At 33.8% G+C, this 17,011-nt stretch carries 12 protein-coding genes and 5 tRNA genes; 1 reads left to right on the top strand and 16 read right to left on the bottom strand.

The window, feature by feature from the left end; genetic code table 11:
• Window positions 1-57: 57 nt before the first annotated feature.
• The 12 genes from COL05_RS11325 to COL05_RS11260 form a co-directional block, all read right to left on the bottom strand.
• Window positions 58-3,204 carry a leucine-rich repeat domain-containing protein gene (locus COL05_RS11325; RefSeq protein ID WP_098668671.1) on the bottom strand — a complete coding sequence of 1,049 codons (3,147 nt, stop codon included), beginning with the start codon at window positions 3,202-3,204 and terminating at the stop codon, window positions 58-60.
• 129 nt (window positions 3,205-3,333) lie between these two features.
• Window positions 3,334-4,509 carry a sporulation protein YhbH gene (gene yhbH / locus COL05_RS11320; RefSeq protein WP_000503513.1) on the bottom strand — a complete coding sequence of 392 codons (1,176 nt, stop codon included), beginning with the start codon at window positions 4,507-4,509 and terminating at the stop codon, window positions 3,334-3,336.
• Between the two features lie 447 nt (window positions 4,510-4,956).
• Window positions 4,957-6,852, bottom strand: a complete 1,896-nt coding sequence (locus COL05_RS11310) for a PrkA family serine protein kinase (RefSeq protein ID WP_000353283.1) — start codon at window positions 6,850-6,852, stop codon at window positions 4,957-4,959.
• Window positions 6,853-7,243: 391 nt separating this feature from the next.
• On the bottom strand, window positions 7,244-9,313 hold the full coding sequence (locus COL05_RS11300) for a sensor domain-containing protein (protein WP_098668669.1): 2,070 nt from the start codon (window positions 9,311-9,313) through the stop codon (window positions 7,244-7,246).
• Window positions 9,314-9,442: 129 nt separating this feature from the next.
• On the bottom strand, window positions 9,443-9,931 hold the full coding sequence (trmL, locus tag COL05_RS11295; protein WP_000538147.1) for a tRNA (uridine(34)/cytosine(34)/5-carboxymethylaminomethyluridine(34)-2'-O)-methyltransferase TrmL: 489 nt from the start codon (window positions 9,929-9,931) through the stop codon (window positions 9,443-9,445).
• Window positions 9,932-9,989: 58 nt separating this feature from the next.
• Window positions 9,990-10,877, bottom strand: coding sequence for an amidase domain-containing protein (locus COL05_RS11290; RefSeq protein ID WP_098668668.1), 888 nt, complete (start codon window positions 10,875-10,877; stop codon window positions 9,990-9,992).
• Between the two features lie 44 nt (window positions 10,878-10,921).
• Window positions 10,922-12,064 (bottom strand): tRNA epoxyqueuosine(34) reductase QueG, encoded by a 1,143-nt coding sequence (gene queG, locus COL05_RS11285; protein ID WP_098668667.1) that lies wholly within the window; start codon window positions 12,062-12,064, stop codon window positions 10,922-10,924.
• 198 nt (window positions 12,065-12,262) lie between these two features.
• Window positions 12,263-12,336 (bottom strand) — tRNA-Gly (locus COL05_RS11280).
• A gap of 114 nt (window positions 12,337-12,450) precedes the next feature.
• The gene (locus tag COL05_RS11275) at window positions 12,451-13,101 is read right to left on the bottom strand and encodes a DsbA family protein (RefSeq protein WP_000841312.1); all 651 of its coding nucleotides are present in this window, start codon (window positions 13,099-13,101) and stop codon (window positions 12,451-12,453) included.
• Window positions 13,102-13,289: 188 nt separating this feature from the next.
• The gene (locus tag COL05_RS11270; protein ID WP_098668666.1) at window positions 13,290-14,066 is read right to left on the bottom strand and encodes a transglycosylase domain-containing protein; all 777 of its coding nucleotides are present in this window, start codon (window positions 14,064-14,066) and stop codon (window positions 13,290-13,292) included.
• Between the two features lie 432 nt (window positions 14,067-14,498).
• The gene (locus COL05_RS11265) at window positions 14,499-14,960 is read right to left on the bottom strand and encodes an NUDIX hydrolase (protein ID WP_098668665.1); all 462 of its coding nucleotides are present in this window, start codon (window positions 14,958-14,960) and stop codon (window positions 14,499-14,501) included.
• A gap of 152 nt (window positions 14,961-15,112) precedes the next feature.
• A complete protein-coding gene (locus COL05_RS11260; RefSeq protein ID WP_098668664.1) occupies window positions 15,113-15,832 on the bottom strand; it encodes a YebC/PmpR family DNA-binding transcriptional regulator in 720 nt (239 codons plus the stop codon).
• A gap of 351 nt (window positions 15,833-16,183) precedes the next feature.
• On the opposite strand from COL05_RS11260, the gene COL05_RS11255 reads away from it, so the two are divergent.
• Window positions 16,184-16,504: a DUF3884 family protein gene (locus COL05_RS11255; protein ID WP_098668663.1), complete on the top strand. Its 321-nt coding sequence runs from the start codon at window positions 16,184-16,186 to the stop codon at window positions 16,502-16,504.
• A 175-nt stretch (window positions 16,505-16,679) separates the two neighbouring features.
• Here the strand turns inward: COL05_RS11255 and COL05_RS11250 are convergent.
• The 4 genes from COL05_RS11250 to COL05_RS11235 all read right to left on the bottom strand — a co-directional run bounded on the left by COL05_RS11250 (window position 16,680) and on the right by COL05_RS11235 (window position 17,010).
• A tRNA-Leu gene (locus COL05_RS11250) sits at window positions 16,680-16,761 on the bottom strand.
• A 10-nt stretch (window positions 16,762-16,771) separates the two neighbouring features.
• Window positions 16,772-16,842 (bottom strand) — tRNA-Cys (locus COL05_RS11245).
• 14 nt (window positions 16,843-16,856) lie between these two features.
• Window positions 16,857-16,931 (bottom strand) — tRNA-Gly (locus COL05_RS11240).
• 4 nt (window positions 16,932-16,935) lie between these two features.
• Window positions 16,936-17,010: transfer RNA gene (locus tag COL05_RS11235), tRNA-Gln, on the bottom strand.
• Between the last annotated feature and the right edge of the window lies 1 nt (window position 17,011).

Below are 17,011 nucleotides of genomic sequence, written 5' to 3'. Positions count from 1 at the left end.
AATGAAATCGCTATGATAACACCTTCTAAAAAATCATATAATAAAATAAAATGTTATTTATTTTTTAAATATATTTTTTCTAAACACAAACATACTCAGTGCAGATAAAACTAATGCTAAGCCACCAAATGGAGATACATTACTTTCTTGGCCACCTGTTGCTGCTAAAGATTTCTTACTTTCTTCTTTTTTACTATGAACTTGTTTATTTGACACATTTTCTTTCGCTAGTTGATTCACTACATCTTGTGCTTGTGCAGGTTCTTGTACCGCTTTATTTTTCTGAACAGTAGCTGTTTCTAGTTCATTTGAGCCTTCTGTTTGTTTCTCAACATTGGCTTCTGGCTCGTTTACATTTTCACCTTCTGTTATAGGCTCGCTTACTTCTTCTTTCGGTTTTTCTACTTCCGCTTCTGGCTTACTTACCTCTTCTTTCGGCTTTTCTACTTCCGCTTCTGGCTTACTTACCTCTTCTTTCGACTTTTCTACTTCCGCTTCTGGCTTACTTGTCTCTTCTTTCGGCTTTTCTACTTCCGTTTCTGACTTACTTGTCTCTTCTTTCGGCTTCTCTACTTCTGCCTCTGGCTTACTTGTTTCTTCTTTCGGCTTTTCTACTTCTGTTTCCGGCGACTCAATTTTTTCTACAATATTTTGAGTTACTTCACCGCTGAACCATATGCCAAGCCCATAATAACTCGTTCCATCAAAAGCAAACTCATATTTTTTCTCTCCTGGAGTACTCCACACAACTGTCCCTTCTTCTTCATTGAATGTTCCGCCTTCACTTTTCAGTGTAATATCCTCAAGAGGATTATCTTCCACATCAGAAACAGGAATTTTCACTTCTTGATTCACTTGAGCATCTTCTAGCATAATTTTTTGTCTTCTAAGATCAATTGTAATCCACTGAGATAATTGAATAATTGGTTTTATATCACGAATTTCATTTCCAGCCAGTTTTAATTTAAAAAGATCTAACATAGAACTAAAAACTGTTATATCTTTAATTTTATTATCTGACAAATCTAAAAATCTTAATTCTTTAGCTTTAGTTAATGGAGTTACATCCACTATTTTATTACCTTTAATTTCCAATTCGTCCATTTTAGTTATCCCACTAATTTCTTCCAAGCTACTAATGTCATTATTGTTTATTATTAGTATCCCTAAATTTTTGAATTCCTGTATACCTTGAAGAGATTCATTATTAATTTTATTGGCTGAAACATTTAACTTCTTCAATGAATTTAATGTAAATAATGGTTTTATATTTTGGTTGTTATTGTTGCTTATATTTAATACTACAAGCTTTTCCAACTTAGCTAACGGCTCTAAATTTTCTATTTTATTATTCGATAAATCCACTGACTTCAAGTTTTTCAAATTCGAGATAAATTCTATGTTTTTCAACTCAAACTTTTCCAATGTCAGATCTTCTAAATTTTCCATATACTCTAATCCAGATAAATCTGTTATTCCATTGTTCTGTCCATCCATTATCTTTAATGTTTTAACCCTTAATAAATCTTCTTTCGTGATAGGAGTATTCAAGTCTGTTCTACCTAAACTATGTTTATTAATATACTCTCTTAGTTTTTTATCTGGAATAACACTTACATCTGCTTGCTTAGCACTTATTTTTTGAATAACTGTTCCATTAAAATGTACTTTATTCTTAGAAGAACCTGTTTCTAAATTGAACTCGTATACTTTCTCTCCAGAATTTTCCCATTTTACAAAACCATTATTATGTGTTCCCCCCTCACTTATCCATCTAATATTTTGGAGTGGTTCGCCGTTTAAATCATATACAGGAATCTTAATATTTTCATTTATTACTCCTTCATTTAAAAATACTTTTTGTCTATGAACTTTAACTACAAAACGCTTTCCAAACTCTTGAATAGGTCTTACATCAGAAATTTCATTTGCACTTAAATTAAGTTCATATAAAGTAGTTAGTTCACTAAGTGGTGACACATCAGAAATATAATTCTCTTCTAAATCAAGTGATTGTAAGTTTTTCATTTTAGCTAGCGGTGTAATATCTTTAATTTCTGCATCTCTCACTTCAAGCTGAGTAAGGCTCTCCATTTTACTAATAGATTCAAGATTAGTAATGTTATTATTTCCAATCCATAATTCTTTTACTTTATTTAACTGTTCAATTCCTGTTAAATCGCTAATATTATTATTAGCTAAATACAACTTACCTAGAGACCCCATTGTAAATAATGGTTTAATATCTTCAATCTTATTACCGACTAAATCTAATGTTCTAACTTTTTTCAAGTTACTTAATGGATTTAAATCAATAATTTTATTATCTCTTAAAGAAAGAGATTGAATTTTATTCAGCCCAGCAATTGGTTCAATATTTTCAATTTGATTTGAATACAAATCTAGATATTTTAGTTTCTTTAGATTACTTAAAGGTGCTATATCTTTTACATTCGATTCCTGTAACGTTAATTTCTCTAAATTTAACATATATTCTAAACCAGTTAAGTCACTTATTCTTTGACCAGAATATATACGTAATTCTTTAATTTGTAATACATCTTCCTTTGATATTGATTCATTAATATCTTTACGCCCTAAAATATTTTTATTAATGTATTGCTTCAATTGGTTATCGGCTATTATATTTTTTGTATCTTCCTTTTGCTCTTCATTATTTTCCTTCTTCTCTTCTGGAACATTATTTTCTAAATTTAAAGTATTCACTTCAAACTGCACTTGATATTTATTATCATAGGCCATTGTCGGAATATAAATATGCATTTGCATATTATACCTTTTCCCTAATTCCCCTACTTCAAACTGAATCACTTTCGTTCCATTTTTCTTTTTATCTTCTGATATTACTTTTACATCATGGAACACACCTGGAGTATGAATATCCTCTGTTTTCAAGTATTTGAAGAAATCACTATCACTTAACGTTGCCGTTACGATTTTCTTTCCATTTTCAATTGTTAACTTAGGATTCTTTATATAAACAGCTGCCATAGACTCTTCATTCGTTTTATCTTTATATGCTTTCATAACAGCATCATATGTACCATCTTCTAAAGCATATCCCTTTTTATTAGCCTCAATTGCTACGACTGCTAAAGCAGGTGTTGAATACGCAGCAAATGGAAGTGATAACGCCGCAGCGATAATCATCGCATTTATATGTTTTCTTTTATTTTTCTTCAACTTTACATCTCCTCCAAAATATATAAATCTCAATGTAATCATATCTCGAATAAATGATAATGATTTTCATTTTCATTTTCAACTAGAAAAATAAAAAGTTTACAAAAAAATAACCCCTTCTTTAAGGGGTTATGCCATTTTCTCTCCTGATTCTTCTCTAAAGAAGCTCTTCATCGCGTGGAATACATCTGCTTTTTGCTTTAAAATATAATATCTGAAATTCTCATCTTTAATATTTTTATAGGCTGACATAAGTGTACTGTGGCGGTTGTACTGGTTCACTTCCCCATACCCAAACATATTACACTTCTTCATCAACTCTTCAACAAGCTTTACACATCTAGCATTATCTGATGTTAAATTATCACCGTCTGAAAAATGGAATGGATAAATATTATAGCGGTCTGGTGAGTATTTATTATCAATTAGCTCGAGTGCTTTTTTGTATACAGAAGAACAAATTGTTCCGCCACTTTCTCCTTTTGAGAAAAACTCTTCCTCTGGAACTACTTTTGCCTCCGTATGATGGGCAATAAATTCAATATCTACTGTTTCATACTTTGTGCGTAGAAATCTCGTCATCCAGAAAAAGAAGCTCCGTGCCATATATTTCTCCCATATTCCCATCGATCCACTCGTATCCATCATCGCTAATACAACAGCCTTTGAATCTGGCTTTAATACTTCATTCCAAGTGCGGAACTTTAAATCTTCTTGATGAATTGGATGGAAAGATGCTTTACCACGCATCGCATTTCGTTTATATGCGGATATCATCGTTCTTTTCTTATCGATGTTGCCCCATAATCCTGTTTTTCTAATATCATTAAATTCAACATGTTCAATTCGGTTTTCATCCATTTCTTTTCTCTTTAAATTAGGTAATTCTAATTCTTTGAAAAATGCTTGCTCTAATTCTAAAATAGAGACTTCAGCTTCATAATAATCTTCTCCAGCCGCATCCCCTGCTCCTTGCCCTTTTCCTGGTCCCTTTTGCTTTTGACCACCTGATCCATCTCTCGCAACGACATCACCAACTTTGCTGTCACCATTTCCTTGCCCAACATGTTTGTTTTTATCATAATTGTACCTAATCTTATATTCATCTAAAGAACGAATCGGTATTTTTACAACATCCTTACCATTAGACATAACAATGCTTTCTTCTGTTACAAGATCGGGTAAATTATTTTTAATTGCCTCTTGTACTTTCTCTTGATGGCGTTGTTGGTCGTCATATCCTTTGCGATGGAGGGACCAGTTTTCCTGTGAAATCGTATAATTTGGTTGGTTTTCTTCACCCATTTCTTTCCCTCCTTACTGTAATTGTCTTCCTATATGAACAGCAATCTAGAAATTTTGTTTTATACTGTGCTAGCTAGAATGAATGGTAACTGCCCATCGAAAATCATCCCATAAACATATATAACGTTTTTCATATAATACTCCGAGCATCCTAAACAAAATTTTGCCACTCACATACTAGAAAAGAATCATTCAGCCTTTGATAAGAAAGAAACACAATGCATAGTTGCACACATTTACACTTTGCAACATATTGTATTGTGTTGGCTTTTTTCGTATGAATGGTTGGTTACTCTATCATATGCATATTGCAAAAATAATTGACAATAAATTCATAAAATTGCATCTTAATTTATTATATTTGGACAAGGTATGACACTTTACACATATGAATGGATAATAAAACGCTGTCCCGCAAAATACAAGAGACAGCGTTTTGTTATCAAACTATCGGTTTAGCAGGCTACCTACATAGCGTAATAATTCATTCGCAGATGAAGAATTATAGCCGTGCTCATCAATTAAGCGTGCAACAACATCATTAATTTTCTTAAGCTGATTTTCGTCTGGTGTTTTCGTTGATGTTGTAATTTTCACTATATCTTTTAAATCAGCAAATAGTTTTTTCTGAATCGCTTCGCGAAGGCGCTCATGTGAGTTATAATCAAAGCGTTTTCCTTTACGCGCATAAGCAGAAATGCGAATTAAAATTTCTTCACGGAATGCTTTCTTAGCATTTTCTGAAATTCCAATTTGCTCCTCAATTGAGCGCATTAGCTTTTCATCTGGACTCATTTCTTCACCTGTTAATGGGTCACGTAATTTTGATTTATTGCAATATGCTTCAACGTTATCTAAGTAATTATCCATAAGTGTCTTCGCTGATTCTTCATATGAATACACAAATGCTTTTTGTACTTCTTTCTTCGCAATTTCATCATATTCTTTTCTTGCTAATGAGATGAAATTCATATAACGCTCTCGATCTTCATTACTAATTGACGGATGCTGATCCAACCCGTCTTTTAGCGATCTAAGTACATCTAATGCATTAATAGATGGTACCTCTTTTCGAATAATTGTAGAAGAAATTCGGTTAATCACATAACGAGGATCAATACCGCTCATGCCTTCATCTTGATATTCACGTTGCAGCTCCTCTACATCAATCGCATTATAACCTTCTACCGTTTCTCCATCATATAAACGCATCTTTTTAATTAAATCAATATCCGGACGCTTCGGATCTTTTAAACGAGTTAAAATTGTAAACATTGCTGCAACGCGAAGTGTGTGTGGTGCAATGTGAACATTAGATACATCACTTTCACGAATCATTTTTTCATAAATATGTTCTTCTTCACTCACTCGTAAATTGTATGGGACAGGCATTACAATAATTCTTGAGTGTAATGCTTCATTTTTCTTGTTTGCTATGAAAGAACGATACTCCGTTTCATTCGTATGCGCTACAATTAATTCATCTGCTGAAATAAGCGCAAATCTTCCCGCTTTGAAATTCCCTTCTTGCGTAAGCGATAATAAATGCCATAAGAACTTCTCGTCGCATTTTAACATCTCTTGGAATTCCATCATCCCACGGTTTGCCTTATTTAATTCTCCATCGAAACGATATGCTCGTGGATCTGATTCCGAACCATATTCTGCAATTGTTGAAAAGTCCAGACTACCTGTTAAATCGGCAATATCTTGTGATTTAGGATCAGATGGGCTAAATGTACCAATCCCTGTACGACGATCCTCCGAGAAGAAAATACGCTCTACAACGACATCCTCAATTCTTGAACCATATTCTTGTTCTAGACGCATCACGTTGAGTGGCGATAAATTCCCTTCAATTCTAACTCCATACTCATCAAAGAAATCATCCCGTAAATGGTGCGGAATTAAATGAAGCGGATCTTCGTGCATTGGGCATCCTTTAATTGCAAAAATTGCTCCTCGATCTGTTCGTGAATATGTTTCTAATCCTCGTTTTAACATCGTAACTAATGTTGATTTCCCTCCACTAACAGGACCCATTAATAATAAAATACGTTTTCTAACATCTAATCGTTTTGCAGATGGATGAAAATATTCCTCTACAAGACGCTCTAAAGCATCCTCTAACCCAAATAGCTGATTACTAAAGAAATTATACTTTCTTCTACCATCTACTTCTTCAATTCCAGCATCTTTTATCATATTGTAAATGCGAGAGTGTGCTGTTTGAGCCACCCATGGTCTTTCCTTCACAAGCTCTAAATACTCCGCAAACGTACCTTCCCATTGTAAGCGTTCTTCTGCTTCTCGATGCTGTTCAATTTTTTTTAGAATATCCATTATAGCTCCTCCCCCATCTCCTTGTTCAATCGGATTATTATAAAAGGTATGCTAGGATGTCCTCAAACATTCTTTAAATCAAAATGAAATATACAGTTGTGCTATAAAATTCTCTCCAAAATTCAAAGAAAATTCTGTATAATATAGGTATTAAAGTTTTTACACCTCTATTCATTTTAAATAAATTCTTTTCTTCCAAGAACATTACATACATTTCGATTCATATTTCAGATTCGTAAACTGAAAAATAGGAGGGATATTAGTATGAAATTATTATTAATTTTAGGTGTATCACTCACATTTCTTACAGCTATTTTTACATCTGGTTACAATGATAAACCTGGTACGCAAAAAAAGTGATGTGCTTTTAGCACATCACCTTTTTTATAAATTATTTATAATATATATTTTCCACATCACATTTTGATAGTGGTTTGCTATAATAATAACCTTGTACAAACTTCACATTCTTTTCCTTCAAAAATTGTATTTGTTCCGCTTTTTCTACTCCTTCTGCAATTACATTCAATTCCAAAGTATGAGCTAAATGAATAATCGCAGCCGTAATATTCGTATCGCGTTCATCTACATATATACCTTCCATAAAAGAACGATCAATTTTCAAAGTATCAATTGGATACGTTTTTAAATAACTTAAAGATGAATATCCCGTTCCAAAATCATCTAAATGAATCTTTAAATTTTGTTCTTTTAATTGCAGCAATACTCTTTTCGATATGTCTTTATGTATAAGGGCTCCTTCTGTAACCTCTATTGCTAATAAATGAGCTGGTACATTGTACTTATGTAAAGCTCGTGTAATCATCTCTATTAATGTAATAGAGCGAAAGTGTCTGGCTGAAATATTAACTGCAATCGGGACAACTTCATATCCTTTATTTAACCATTCACGTATTTGCTTACACACTTCATTTACTACCCATTCATCAAGCTTAATGATAAAACCTGTTCTTTCTGCCAGCGGAATAAATTGATTAGGAGAGACAAATCCTAATTCTTTATTTTTCCACCTTATTAAAGCTTCCATGCTAGCTATTTTTGTCTTTTCAATATTAATTTGCGGCTGATAATGCAAGAAGAATTCATTTTTTTCTATAGCACGATGTAATTGGTTTTCTATTATAAATCTTTTTTCACGCTCACAATCTGATCCATTACAATAAAAATGATAATACCCTTTTCCTTTTTCTTTCGCTTTTTCCAGGGCAGCATCAACCCTTTGGAATAATATTTTTTCATCTTCTCCATCTGTTGGAGCCATTACAATTCCGATTGACGCACTTAAATATACGTCCTCTTCCTCGATTACAAAATGTTCACTGATTTTTTTTAATATGCTTTTTGCTACTACCTCTACATGTTCTTTCGTTATATTTTCTATTAACATAACAAATTGATCATCGTGTTCTCTAAATAAGTGCATACCGCCTATTTGGATACTGCTTAAACATTCTGTCACTTTTTGTAATACTTTATCTCCTTCTTTATGCCCAAAAGTATCATTAATAAGATGAAATTCATCTAAATCTATAAAGATAAACGCAAAATCTATCTTCTCATTTAAAAAATCATTTAACTTATTTGTACATGAAATTCTATTCATTAATCCTGTTAACTGGTCATAATAAGCTAAATATTCCGTTCTCATCTCATTTAATACTTGCCTTGTAACATCCCTCGTAACAATATATATCCCAATAATTTCACCGTTCACAATAATTGGAATAGTTCTCAAAGAAATATAGAGCTCGTACCCTTCTTTATGAACATATTTCTTTGAAACAATTTGCTTCGCTTTTCCTTGCATGGATCCTTTAAATATAATTTGAAAATCTTTTTCATATTCTTTATTAATAAATTCAAAAATAAATTTATTGTTCAATTCTTCATATCGATATCCAAATATTTCATACGTTGCTGGATTCGCGTATGTAATTCTACCTATAGAATCTATAGATATAATGGAGTCATTATTATATTCTAGTAATGACTTAAATAACATTTGTTTTTCCTCTATTTCAACCTTCTCCTCAATTTGAGCTGTAATATCCCTCGTAATACAAATAATAAACTGACATACTCCTTCTTCATCAAATACAGGATTAAGTGAAGATTCATAATGTACATTACCAGTTGGTAAACTAACTACATCACAAAAGGTATGTGCTTTCGCTTCGCTCGCCACTTTTGCATATTGCACTTGCAATATTTCCGCCGTATCTTTCGGCAATACTTCAGCGAACGTTTTTCCATAACACTCTTCGCTTAGCTTCGCATAATCCATACCTATCTTATTTACATAAATATATGTAAAGATTTCATCATCCATAACTTTCACAATAAATACTAAATCTTGAATAGCATGTAATAATCCTCTTCTTATTAAATCCATATCTATCATACTTAAAAAGGTATTTTGATTACTATATCGTTCCTTCATATTTATCTCAACCCGTCTAATCTATTTTTATTCATATATCCCCATTCTATATGAATATGTACCCTTTTTTAAATGTATGATCACATATTATTTTTATTTTTAGAAAAAAAGTCGCCATAATGGCGACTTTTAATAAACAATTTCTAAATCTAATCCTGGATAATTTTGTTGACGGAACGCTTCATAAATTAAAATAGCTGCTGTATTAGATAAATTTAATGAACGCACTTTATCAGTCATTGGAATACGTAAACAATGATCGAAATTTTCTTCGATTACATTAGCTGGTAAGCCGTTTGTTTCTCTTCCAAATACAAAGTAGTAATCCTTCTCACGTTTACTATAATCAAACGCTGTATGAGCTTTCTCACCATACTTTGTTAAATAGAAGAACTCACCGTCTTTATTTTTCTCATAAAACTCTTCAATTGAATCATAATACGTAATTTTCACGTGCTGCCAATAATCTAATCCTGCACGCTTTAACATTTTATCATCCGTTGAAAATCCAAGCGGTCTAATCAAATGTAATTCTGTTCCAGTTGCTGCACAAGTACGAGCAATATTCCCTGTATTTGCTGGAATTTCTGGTTGATATAAAACAACATGTACTCCCACGCGATATTCACCTCTGTTTTTTGTCTACTAAGTATTATACCACTTGAACGAAAAATCTCTACCCATTAATAATATGAAAGAATTTATATTTCATTTGTGGTGTATATTTACTAGAATCTTCATAATTCCAATAACGCCGACGACTATTCGCTGAATGTGCATTTACAAGCGGCATACCATCTGCGTCTTTTGCTACTACAATCGTCGTATGATTCCACCTACCATCATCCTCGAAATCATAAGCGATGACATCACCAAGAATAAGGTCCTCTGGCCTTTCAACAGCTTCAGCTCGAAGCCCTGTTGTAGCACCTGACAAATACCAATAAAAAGAGTGTGCGACAGCCCAGCTCCAACTCCACTGATTCTCCCTTTGCCACCATCCTTTGCGAATATTAGGATATCCATTCATTGGTACTTCTCCAGTATGAAGACATTGCGAAATAAAATTCGTACAATTATCAGGGAAATTTCGATATACAGGGTTTCGATCATCCCACCAACGCTCTGCATATTTAACTGCTTCTAAACGATTGTACTGATAAGAACCGTACTTCTCTTTTGTAACTTCCCTTTCTAATGTCTCACTCATTCCAACTGCTTCTGGCACCTCAATAGCATAATCACCTATTACCTGGCTATTATTTAAACAAACTCTTCGTTTTAGTTGTTCCTCTTCGATATAAAATAATTCTTTATGCTTAATTAAATATTTAAAATGTATTTGATAATCAATTTCTTGATGATTGCTATTATTTAATTGTCTCATGAAAGAAACATCCGCAGTTGCTTTCACTATCTCTGCATTACGCTTTTGAAATAATTGTTTCTTTCTCTGTGCTATTTGTAATAAATCTTCAGCAATACCGTCTACATTTGTTCGTTTCTCTGTTATATATGCTAAAAATTGTTGTACTTGCTTTTCAATATTTATTTTTACAACCATTTCGTCTCCCTCCCATATTACAATATGACAAAGGGAGATATTATCTACTCTTTTTTCTGCGCTAACAATTCAAGTCCTCGATTCATTTCATGGAGAACCTCTTCATCTTTCTCACGTTGCATCGCTTTTTCAATAGCTTCACCCACGCCATCTCCACCAATTTTCCCAAGTGCCCATGCTGCAGTTCCGCGAAGTACTGGTCTTGGATCATCTTTCATCACACCAATTAAATCAGGAATTGCTGATGCCTCTTTAAAATGTGCAAGTGCCAAAATTGCATTTCGTTGCAACGGCTTTTTTCCTCTCCATGAACCAGACATAATTCCATATTTCTCTTTAAAATCACGATTGCTAATTGTTAAAAGTGGTGTTAATAACGGCTTAACTAACTCAGGATCTGGTTCCATCTCAGGATGATTATGAAAATCCTTCCCTTTATTTTTCGGACAAACAGTCTGACATGTATCACATCCATAAATACGATTTCCTATTTTGTCGCGGTACTCTTCAGGCAAAAATCCTTTCGTCTGTGTTAAAAATGCAATACATTTCTTCGAATCTAACTGTCCTCCTTGTACTAAAGCACCTGTAGGACAAACATCAATACATTTTGTACAGCTCCCACATTGATCTTCTATCGGCTGATCTGGTGGAAAGGGAACATTCGTAATCATTTCTCCTAAATATACATATGAACCAAATTCAGGTGTAATAATGGCACAGTTCTTACCGCTCCATCCAATACCGGCACGCTCCGAAACAGCTCGATCACTTAATTCACCCGTATCAACCATTGACTTAACTTCTATATCGGGAAGTTTTTCAATTAAATATGCTTCTAATTTTTGCAAACGATCCCGTAAAACAAGGTGGTAATCTTGTCCCCAAGAGGCACGACAAAAAATACCACGGCGTTCTCCTCGCTTACTTAATGGTGCATTTTTTAATTTTGAAGGATACGCTAATGCAATCGCAATAATTGATTTTGCACCAGGTAGTAGAAGCTGCGGGTTCGTTCTTTTTTCTATATCAGGCTCTTCAAATCCAGATTGATAATTTAATTGTTGCTGCTGGATTAACCGCTGCTTTAATTCTTCAAATGGTGAAGCACTAGCAAAGCCTATTTTATCTATACCAATCGTTTTACTATACGCAATTACATCTTGCTTTAATTGTTCAAAATCCATTCCTAATCGCCTCCTCAGATGAATCCATCTTTTATGTAACGATCTATTGGTTAGCAATTCACTTTCGGAATACTATTCTTTACTTCTATTTTCGCATACAATTATGTTTTCCAAACATTAAAAAACGCAATGCCTCGTTTATCTCGGAAACGAAACACTGCGTTGATCACAATTTATAGAAAAACATTTAATAAAATTTGGAGCGGGTGAAGAGAATCGAACTCTCGACCAGAGCTTGGAAGGCTCTTGTTTTACCACTAAACTACACCCGCAAATATGAAATAAATATAAGATATTAGAATAACTTATGTAAAGTAGTATAGCATGTACAAAAAGCGGAAGCAAGAATTTTATCGAAAAAAGTCGAAAAAGTGATGAGATACTCATCACTTTTTCAATTCTTTATCAATCGCCTTCTTCATACTATCGAAATCAGGATTTGCAAGATTCCCGTTTACATATACTGAAGGAGCACCTTGAACTTTTAATTTTTGAGCACGATCTGAATCTTTACGTACTTTTTCTTTTATTTCTTTACTGTGTAAATCTTTCTTAAATTGCGCTACATCAACTTTCGGAAGTTTCTCTTTCACAATATTAAGAAGCAATTCTTCTGTAATCCACTCTTCCGTATCTTTCTTTTGACTTTGATAAATCTCATCATAGAAAGTCCAGAATGAATCTTTATCTTGTTTATAAATTGCTTCACCAGCCGCTGCACCTAAATCAGAGTCTTTTCCGATAAATGGGAAGTTAATAAAGTATAACTGCACTTTGCCTTTATCGATATACTCTTCTTTTAATCGTGGTAATACTGTTACATCCCAAGTACGACAAGCAGGACATTTGAAGTCTCCAAATTCAACTACCTTAACTGGGGCATCATCTTTCCCTAAAGATTGTTGTGTGGAATAAGCAAACATCTCATTCCCTTTATCTTTTTTGTCATTTATGATGCTATACGCAATTGTTCCGATTACAATCAATACTGCGATAGAAAAAACGATACCAAGAGCCATGAGTTTATTTGATTTCATATACATTCCTCTTTAAATTCATATTCTGTATACAGCATTGTACACAATACACATAATATCAACACTTATATACGTCACGCAATGAACACGCTCACATAAATTACAAAAATACAATAATTGTGACGATATTGTGTCACAATTTGTCACAATTTATTCAAAAAAAGGAAGCTCCTATGTAGGAACTTCCTTTAGCTTACTGCTTTTTCACGAGCACTATTTAACATCGACTGCTCTGTTTTTATATCATGACGAATTACTAACTTCTCACTAACTGCTTGCACATACTCATCATGATTGATATAGCCTTCTTTCTCCATCAGTCTCAAAACAACATTTCGTCTCTCTACAGCCTTATCATAATTTTGTGCCGGTGAGTAATAAGCAGGTGCCTTTACTACAGCAGCCATCATCGCACTTTCAGCTAGCGTTAATTGACTTACCTTTTTACCAAAGTAAAGGTTTGCCGCTTTTTCAATTCCCCATGCTCCTTCTCCGTAATAAATATTGCTTACATACAATTTTAAAATTTCATCCTTCGTAAATGTACGTTCAATCTTTTTCGTATAGAAAATCTCTTTCCACTTACGAGAAAATGTACGTTCATTTGTTAAAAAAGCATTTTTGGATAACTGTTGTGTAATTGTACTTCCACCTTGCACAACACCACCAGCTTTTATATTCTCGACAGACGCTCTGACAATCGCTATATAATCTAAACCGTTATGATGATAAAACCTTTTATCTTCTGTCGCAATAAATGCATGTGTCAATGATTCTGGCACCTCTAGCTTAGCCGGTACATGTAATTTACTAATATCACTTTGCTCAATCATCACATTTCCAACGAATAATAACGTACAACTTAACAATAATAATAATATAATGGCTTTATAAAAGAATTTAGTTATTGGATTTAATGCAACTTTTTGATGATAGTTCACCCTAGATAATACTCGTTCTTTCACCTTGAACACCTCTTTTCCACACAGCGTATAACCCTTACTTTAAGAATACCTTGTTGTAAAAAAACATCCCATCGATTTCTCTTACACGTACCTTACATCATTGTAAGGTATAAAAAAGTATTGTATCACAGTCTTATTTTATCTACTATTCATCTGAAATATTGAATATAGATTATGTCAAAACAAGAATAACCAATAACAAAGTAAGGTTTAAGGCTTCTCTATTAAAGCAACCTATTTTCATTATATCATCTACAAATATATATATTTGTAAGTATCTAGTAATCTAAATGTATACAATATATCATATATTATACAGAACAAACGTTCTTAAAATCAATACTAGCCCTATTATTATTTTGACCTTTTTCTTAAACAGTATACAAAAAAGAGTAGTGATTTGATTGTATCTCAAACCAGCTACCCTTTTCTTTACAACCTACCTATTAAATGATACGGCTGCACCTCCCACGTTTCGTAAGGAATACAATGTGTTGCTCTCATCGCATCAAGCGTTCTGGATTTCATATGAGGACGCGTTATGTACTCATCTATGTTCTCTTCGTTTAAAGCAACAAATTTAGCTTCTTGTATTTCTTCAGGCTGAATTTGTATTTCACCGCTCACGTATGCCACTTTAAAAACAACAGCTAGAATGTGCATGGAAGCATTATAATAAACTCCTGTAATACCGATAGGCTTCACCGTTAATCCTGTTTCCTCTTTTATTTCCCTACAAACAGCTTGATCGAGCGCTTCTCCTTCTTCTACCTGTCCTCCTGGCAACTCCCACGTATCCGATCGCCAATGTACTTTAGCTAATAACACTTCGTCTTTTTCATTTATTAAATAACCTGCTACAGCAACGATATGCTTTGGTGTTTTATGTTCCATATTAAGCCTCCTAGCAATAATGAATATTTCACATATCCGTATAAGCATATTCCCTGTCTACAACAAAATACCTTTACTCATTCATCACCTTAATTAAATTCATACAAAGAAGCCCCTATCCGTTAAAACGAAAGGGGCTTCTATCTATCGTATTATTCTCCTAAGTCTACGTTGTGGTAAACTTGTTGCACATCTTCTAGATCTTCTAATGCATCAACCATTTTTTCAAATTGCGCTTGTGCATCTTCAGGAAGTGTTACATCACTTTGTGCAAGCATTGTTAATTCAGCAACTGTGAATTCTTCAACACCAGCATCTTTAAGTGCAGATTGTACTGCATGGAATTGGTCAGGCTCAGCATACACGATAACAGCATCTTCTTCTTCAAGAATGTCACGTGCATCCACGTCTGCTTCCATTAAAATTTCAAGAACTTCATCTGATGTTTTCCCTTCAAGGCCGATAACAGCTGTCGCATCAAACATGTAAGCTACAGAACCGTTTACACCCATGTTACCACCGTTTTTGCTAAATGCAGCTCGTACATCTGCTGCAGTACGGTTTACGTTATTCGTAAGTGTATCTACAATGACCATAGATCCATTTGGTCCGAATCCTTCATAACGAAGCTCATCATAATTTTCTTCTGAACCGCCTTTTGCTTTTTCAACTGCACGATCGATAATTGTTCTTGGAACATTGTATGTTTTCGCACGTTCTAATACAACTCTAAGCGCTTGGTTTGATTCTGGATCTGGCTCGCCTTGTTTTGCTGCCACATAAATTTCACGTCCAAATTTCGCGTATATACGGCTAGTATTTGCATCTTTTGATGCTTTTTTATCCTTAATATTATTCCATTTACGACCCATACTTTCCACTCTCTTTCCCGTTTTAAATCTACATAAAAATATTAATATGAAATATAATGTGTATTCAACACATTTTTAAAAGAAATATAAAAAGTTCATCTTTAATTCATATTACAGACATAATATAAATCACTATCATTTTGTTCTTTCGACAAGTTATATTATACATGAATTCCTACGTTTATTACGAATTTTAGAAGCACATAGTATAATTTAACAAAAAGGCTCTAACAGAAATGTTAGAGCCTTTTTTATATCGCCGATACCGACTTCCATAATATTCCCATATTTTCTTTCTATTGTTGTATAATAAAAATAGGGAAAAATTCGAAGGGGAAATGGGGGAGAATTATGACACATGCAAACGAAAAAAACACACATACTCTTAAAGGAATAGGAGAAAAGCTAAACCCAACTATCTATCAAGTGAGATTCATGAAATTAGATGCACCAATTCAATTTGAGTCGTTTCCTGAATTAAAGGAATTAGGAGACTGGTTGAGTACTTCAACGCACATGTGGGCGTGCCACTCAACTATGTACAAGTACAACAAAGCAGAGTTTGAAAAGAGGTTTTTAGAAATTACAAACTTAACCGGTGATAATGTACTAATATCTACTGGTGGTGTCGGATTTAATTTCATGTCACCGGGGTGGAGAAATTCTCTCTAGAGTGCTCAAAGAGAATATTGTATAGAATACCGGAATTAAAAAGATAAAAATGAATGTTTGTTCTTATCCTTTTAATATTTCTTAGTTTACTCACCGCACACTTTTTGTCACGCGAAAAAAAACAAAAAAATCTCTATACTAATTGTATAGAGATTTTTTATTACGCCGTTCGTGATACCGATGGTCGGGGTCGAACCGACACTCCCGAAGGAACACGATTTTGAGTCGTGCGCGTCTGCCAATTCCGCCACATCGGCACAAAAGAAAAGGCGGCAACCGGATTTGAACCGGTGATAAAGGTTTTGCAGACCTCTGCCTTACCACTTGGCTATGCCGCCATATGAAATTTTATTGGAGCGGAAGACGGGATTCGAACCCGCGACCCCAACCTTGGCAAGGTTGTATTCTACCACTGAACTACTTCCGCAAAATGGCTGGGCTAGCTGGATTCGAACCAGCGCATGACGGAGTCAAAGTCCGTTGCCTTACCGCTTGGCTATAGCCCAT

Source organism: Bacillus sp. AFS059628 (assembly GCF_002571225.1).
GTDB lineage: Bacteria > Bacillota > Bacilli > Bacillales > Bacillaceae_G > Bacillus_A.
The sequence above is the reverse complement of the archived record's forward strand: the minus strand, read 5'-3'. Positions and strand labels throughout refer to the sequence as shown.

Excerpts from the sequence above, each read along its gene's own strand:
- yhbH (WP_000503513.1), bottom strand. The coding sequence starts at position 4,509 with ATGGGTGAAGAAAACCAACCAAATTATACGATTTCACAGGAAAACTGG.
- COL05_RS11310 (WP_000353283.1), bottom strand. The coding sequence starts at position 6,852 with ATGGATATTCTAAAAAAAATTGAACAGCATCGAGAAGCAGAAGAACGC.
- COL05_RS11300 (WP_098668669.1), bottom strand. The coding sequence starts at position 9,313 with ATGAAGGAACGATATAGTAATCAAAATACCTTTTTAAGTATGATAGAT.
- COL05_RS11290 (WP_098668668.1), bottom strand. The coding sequence starts at position 10,877 with ATGGTTGTAAAAATAAATATTGAAAAGCAAGTACAACAATTTTTAGCA.
- queG (WP_098668667.1), bottom strand. The coding sequence starts at position 12,064 with ATGGATTTTGAACAATTAAAGCAAGATGTAATTGCGTATAGTAAAACG.
- COL05_RS11275 (WP_000841312.1), bottom strand. The coding sequence starts at position 13,101 with ATGAAATCAAATAAACTCATGGCTCTTGGTATCGTTTTTTCTATCGCA.
- COL05_RS11265 (WP_098668665.1), bottom strand. The coding sequence starts at position 14,960 with ATGGAACATAAAACACCAAAGCATATCGTTGCTGTAGCAGGTTATTTA.
- COL05_RS11260 (WP_098668664.1), bottom strand. The coding sequence starts at position 15,832 with ATGGGTCGTAAATGGAATAATATTAAGGATAAAAAAGCATCAAAAGAT.
- COL05_RS11255 (WP_098668663.1), top strand. The coding sequence starts at position 16,184 with ATGACACATGCAAACGAAAAAAACACACATACTCTTAAAGGAATAGGA.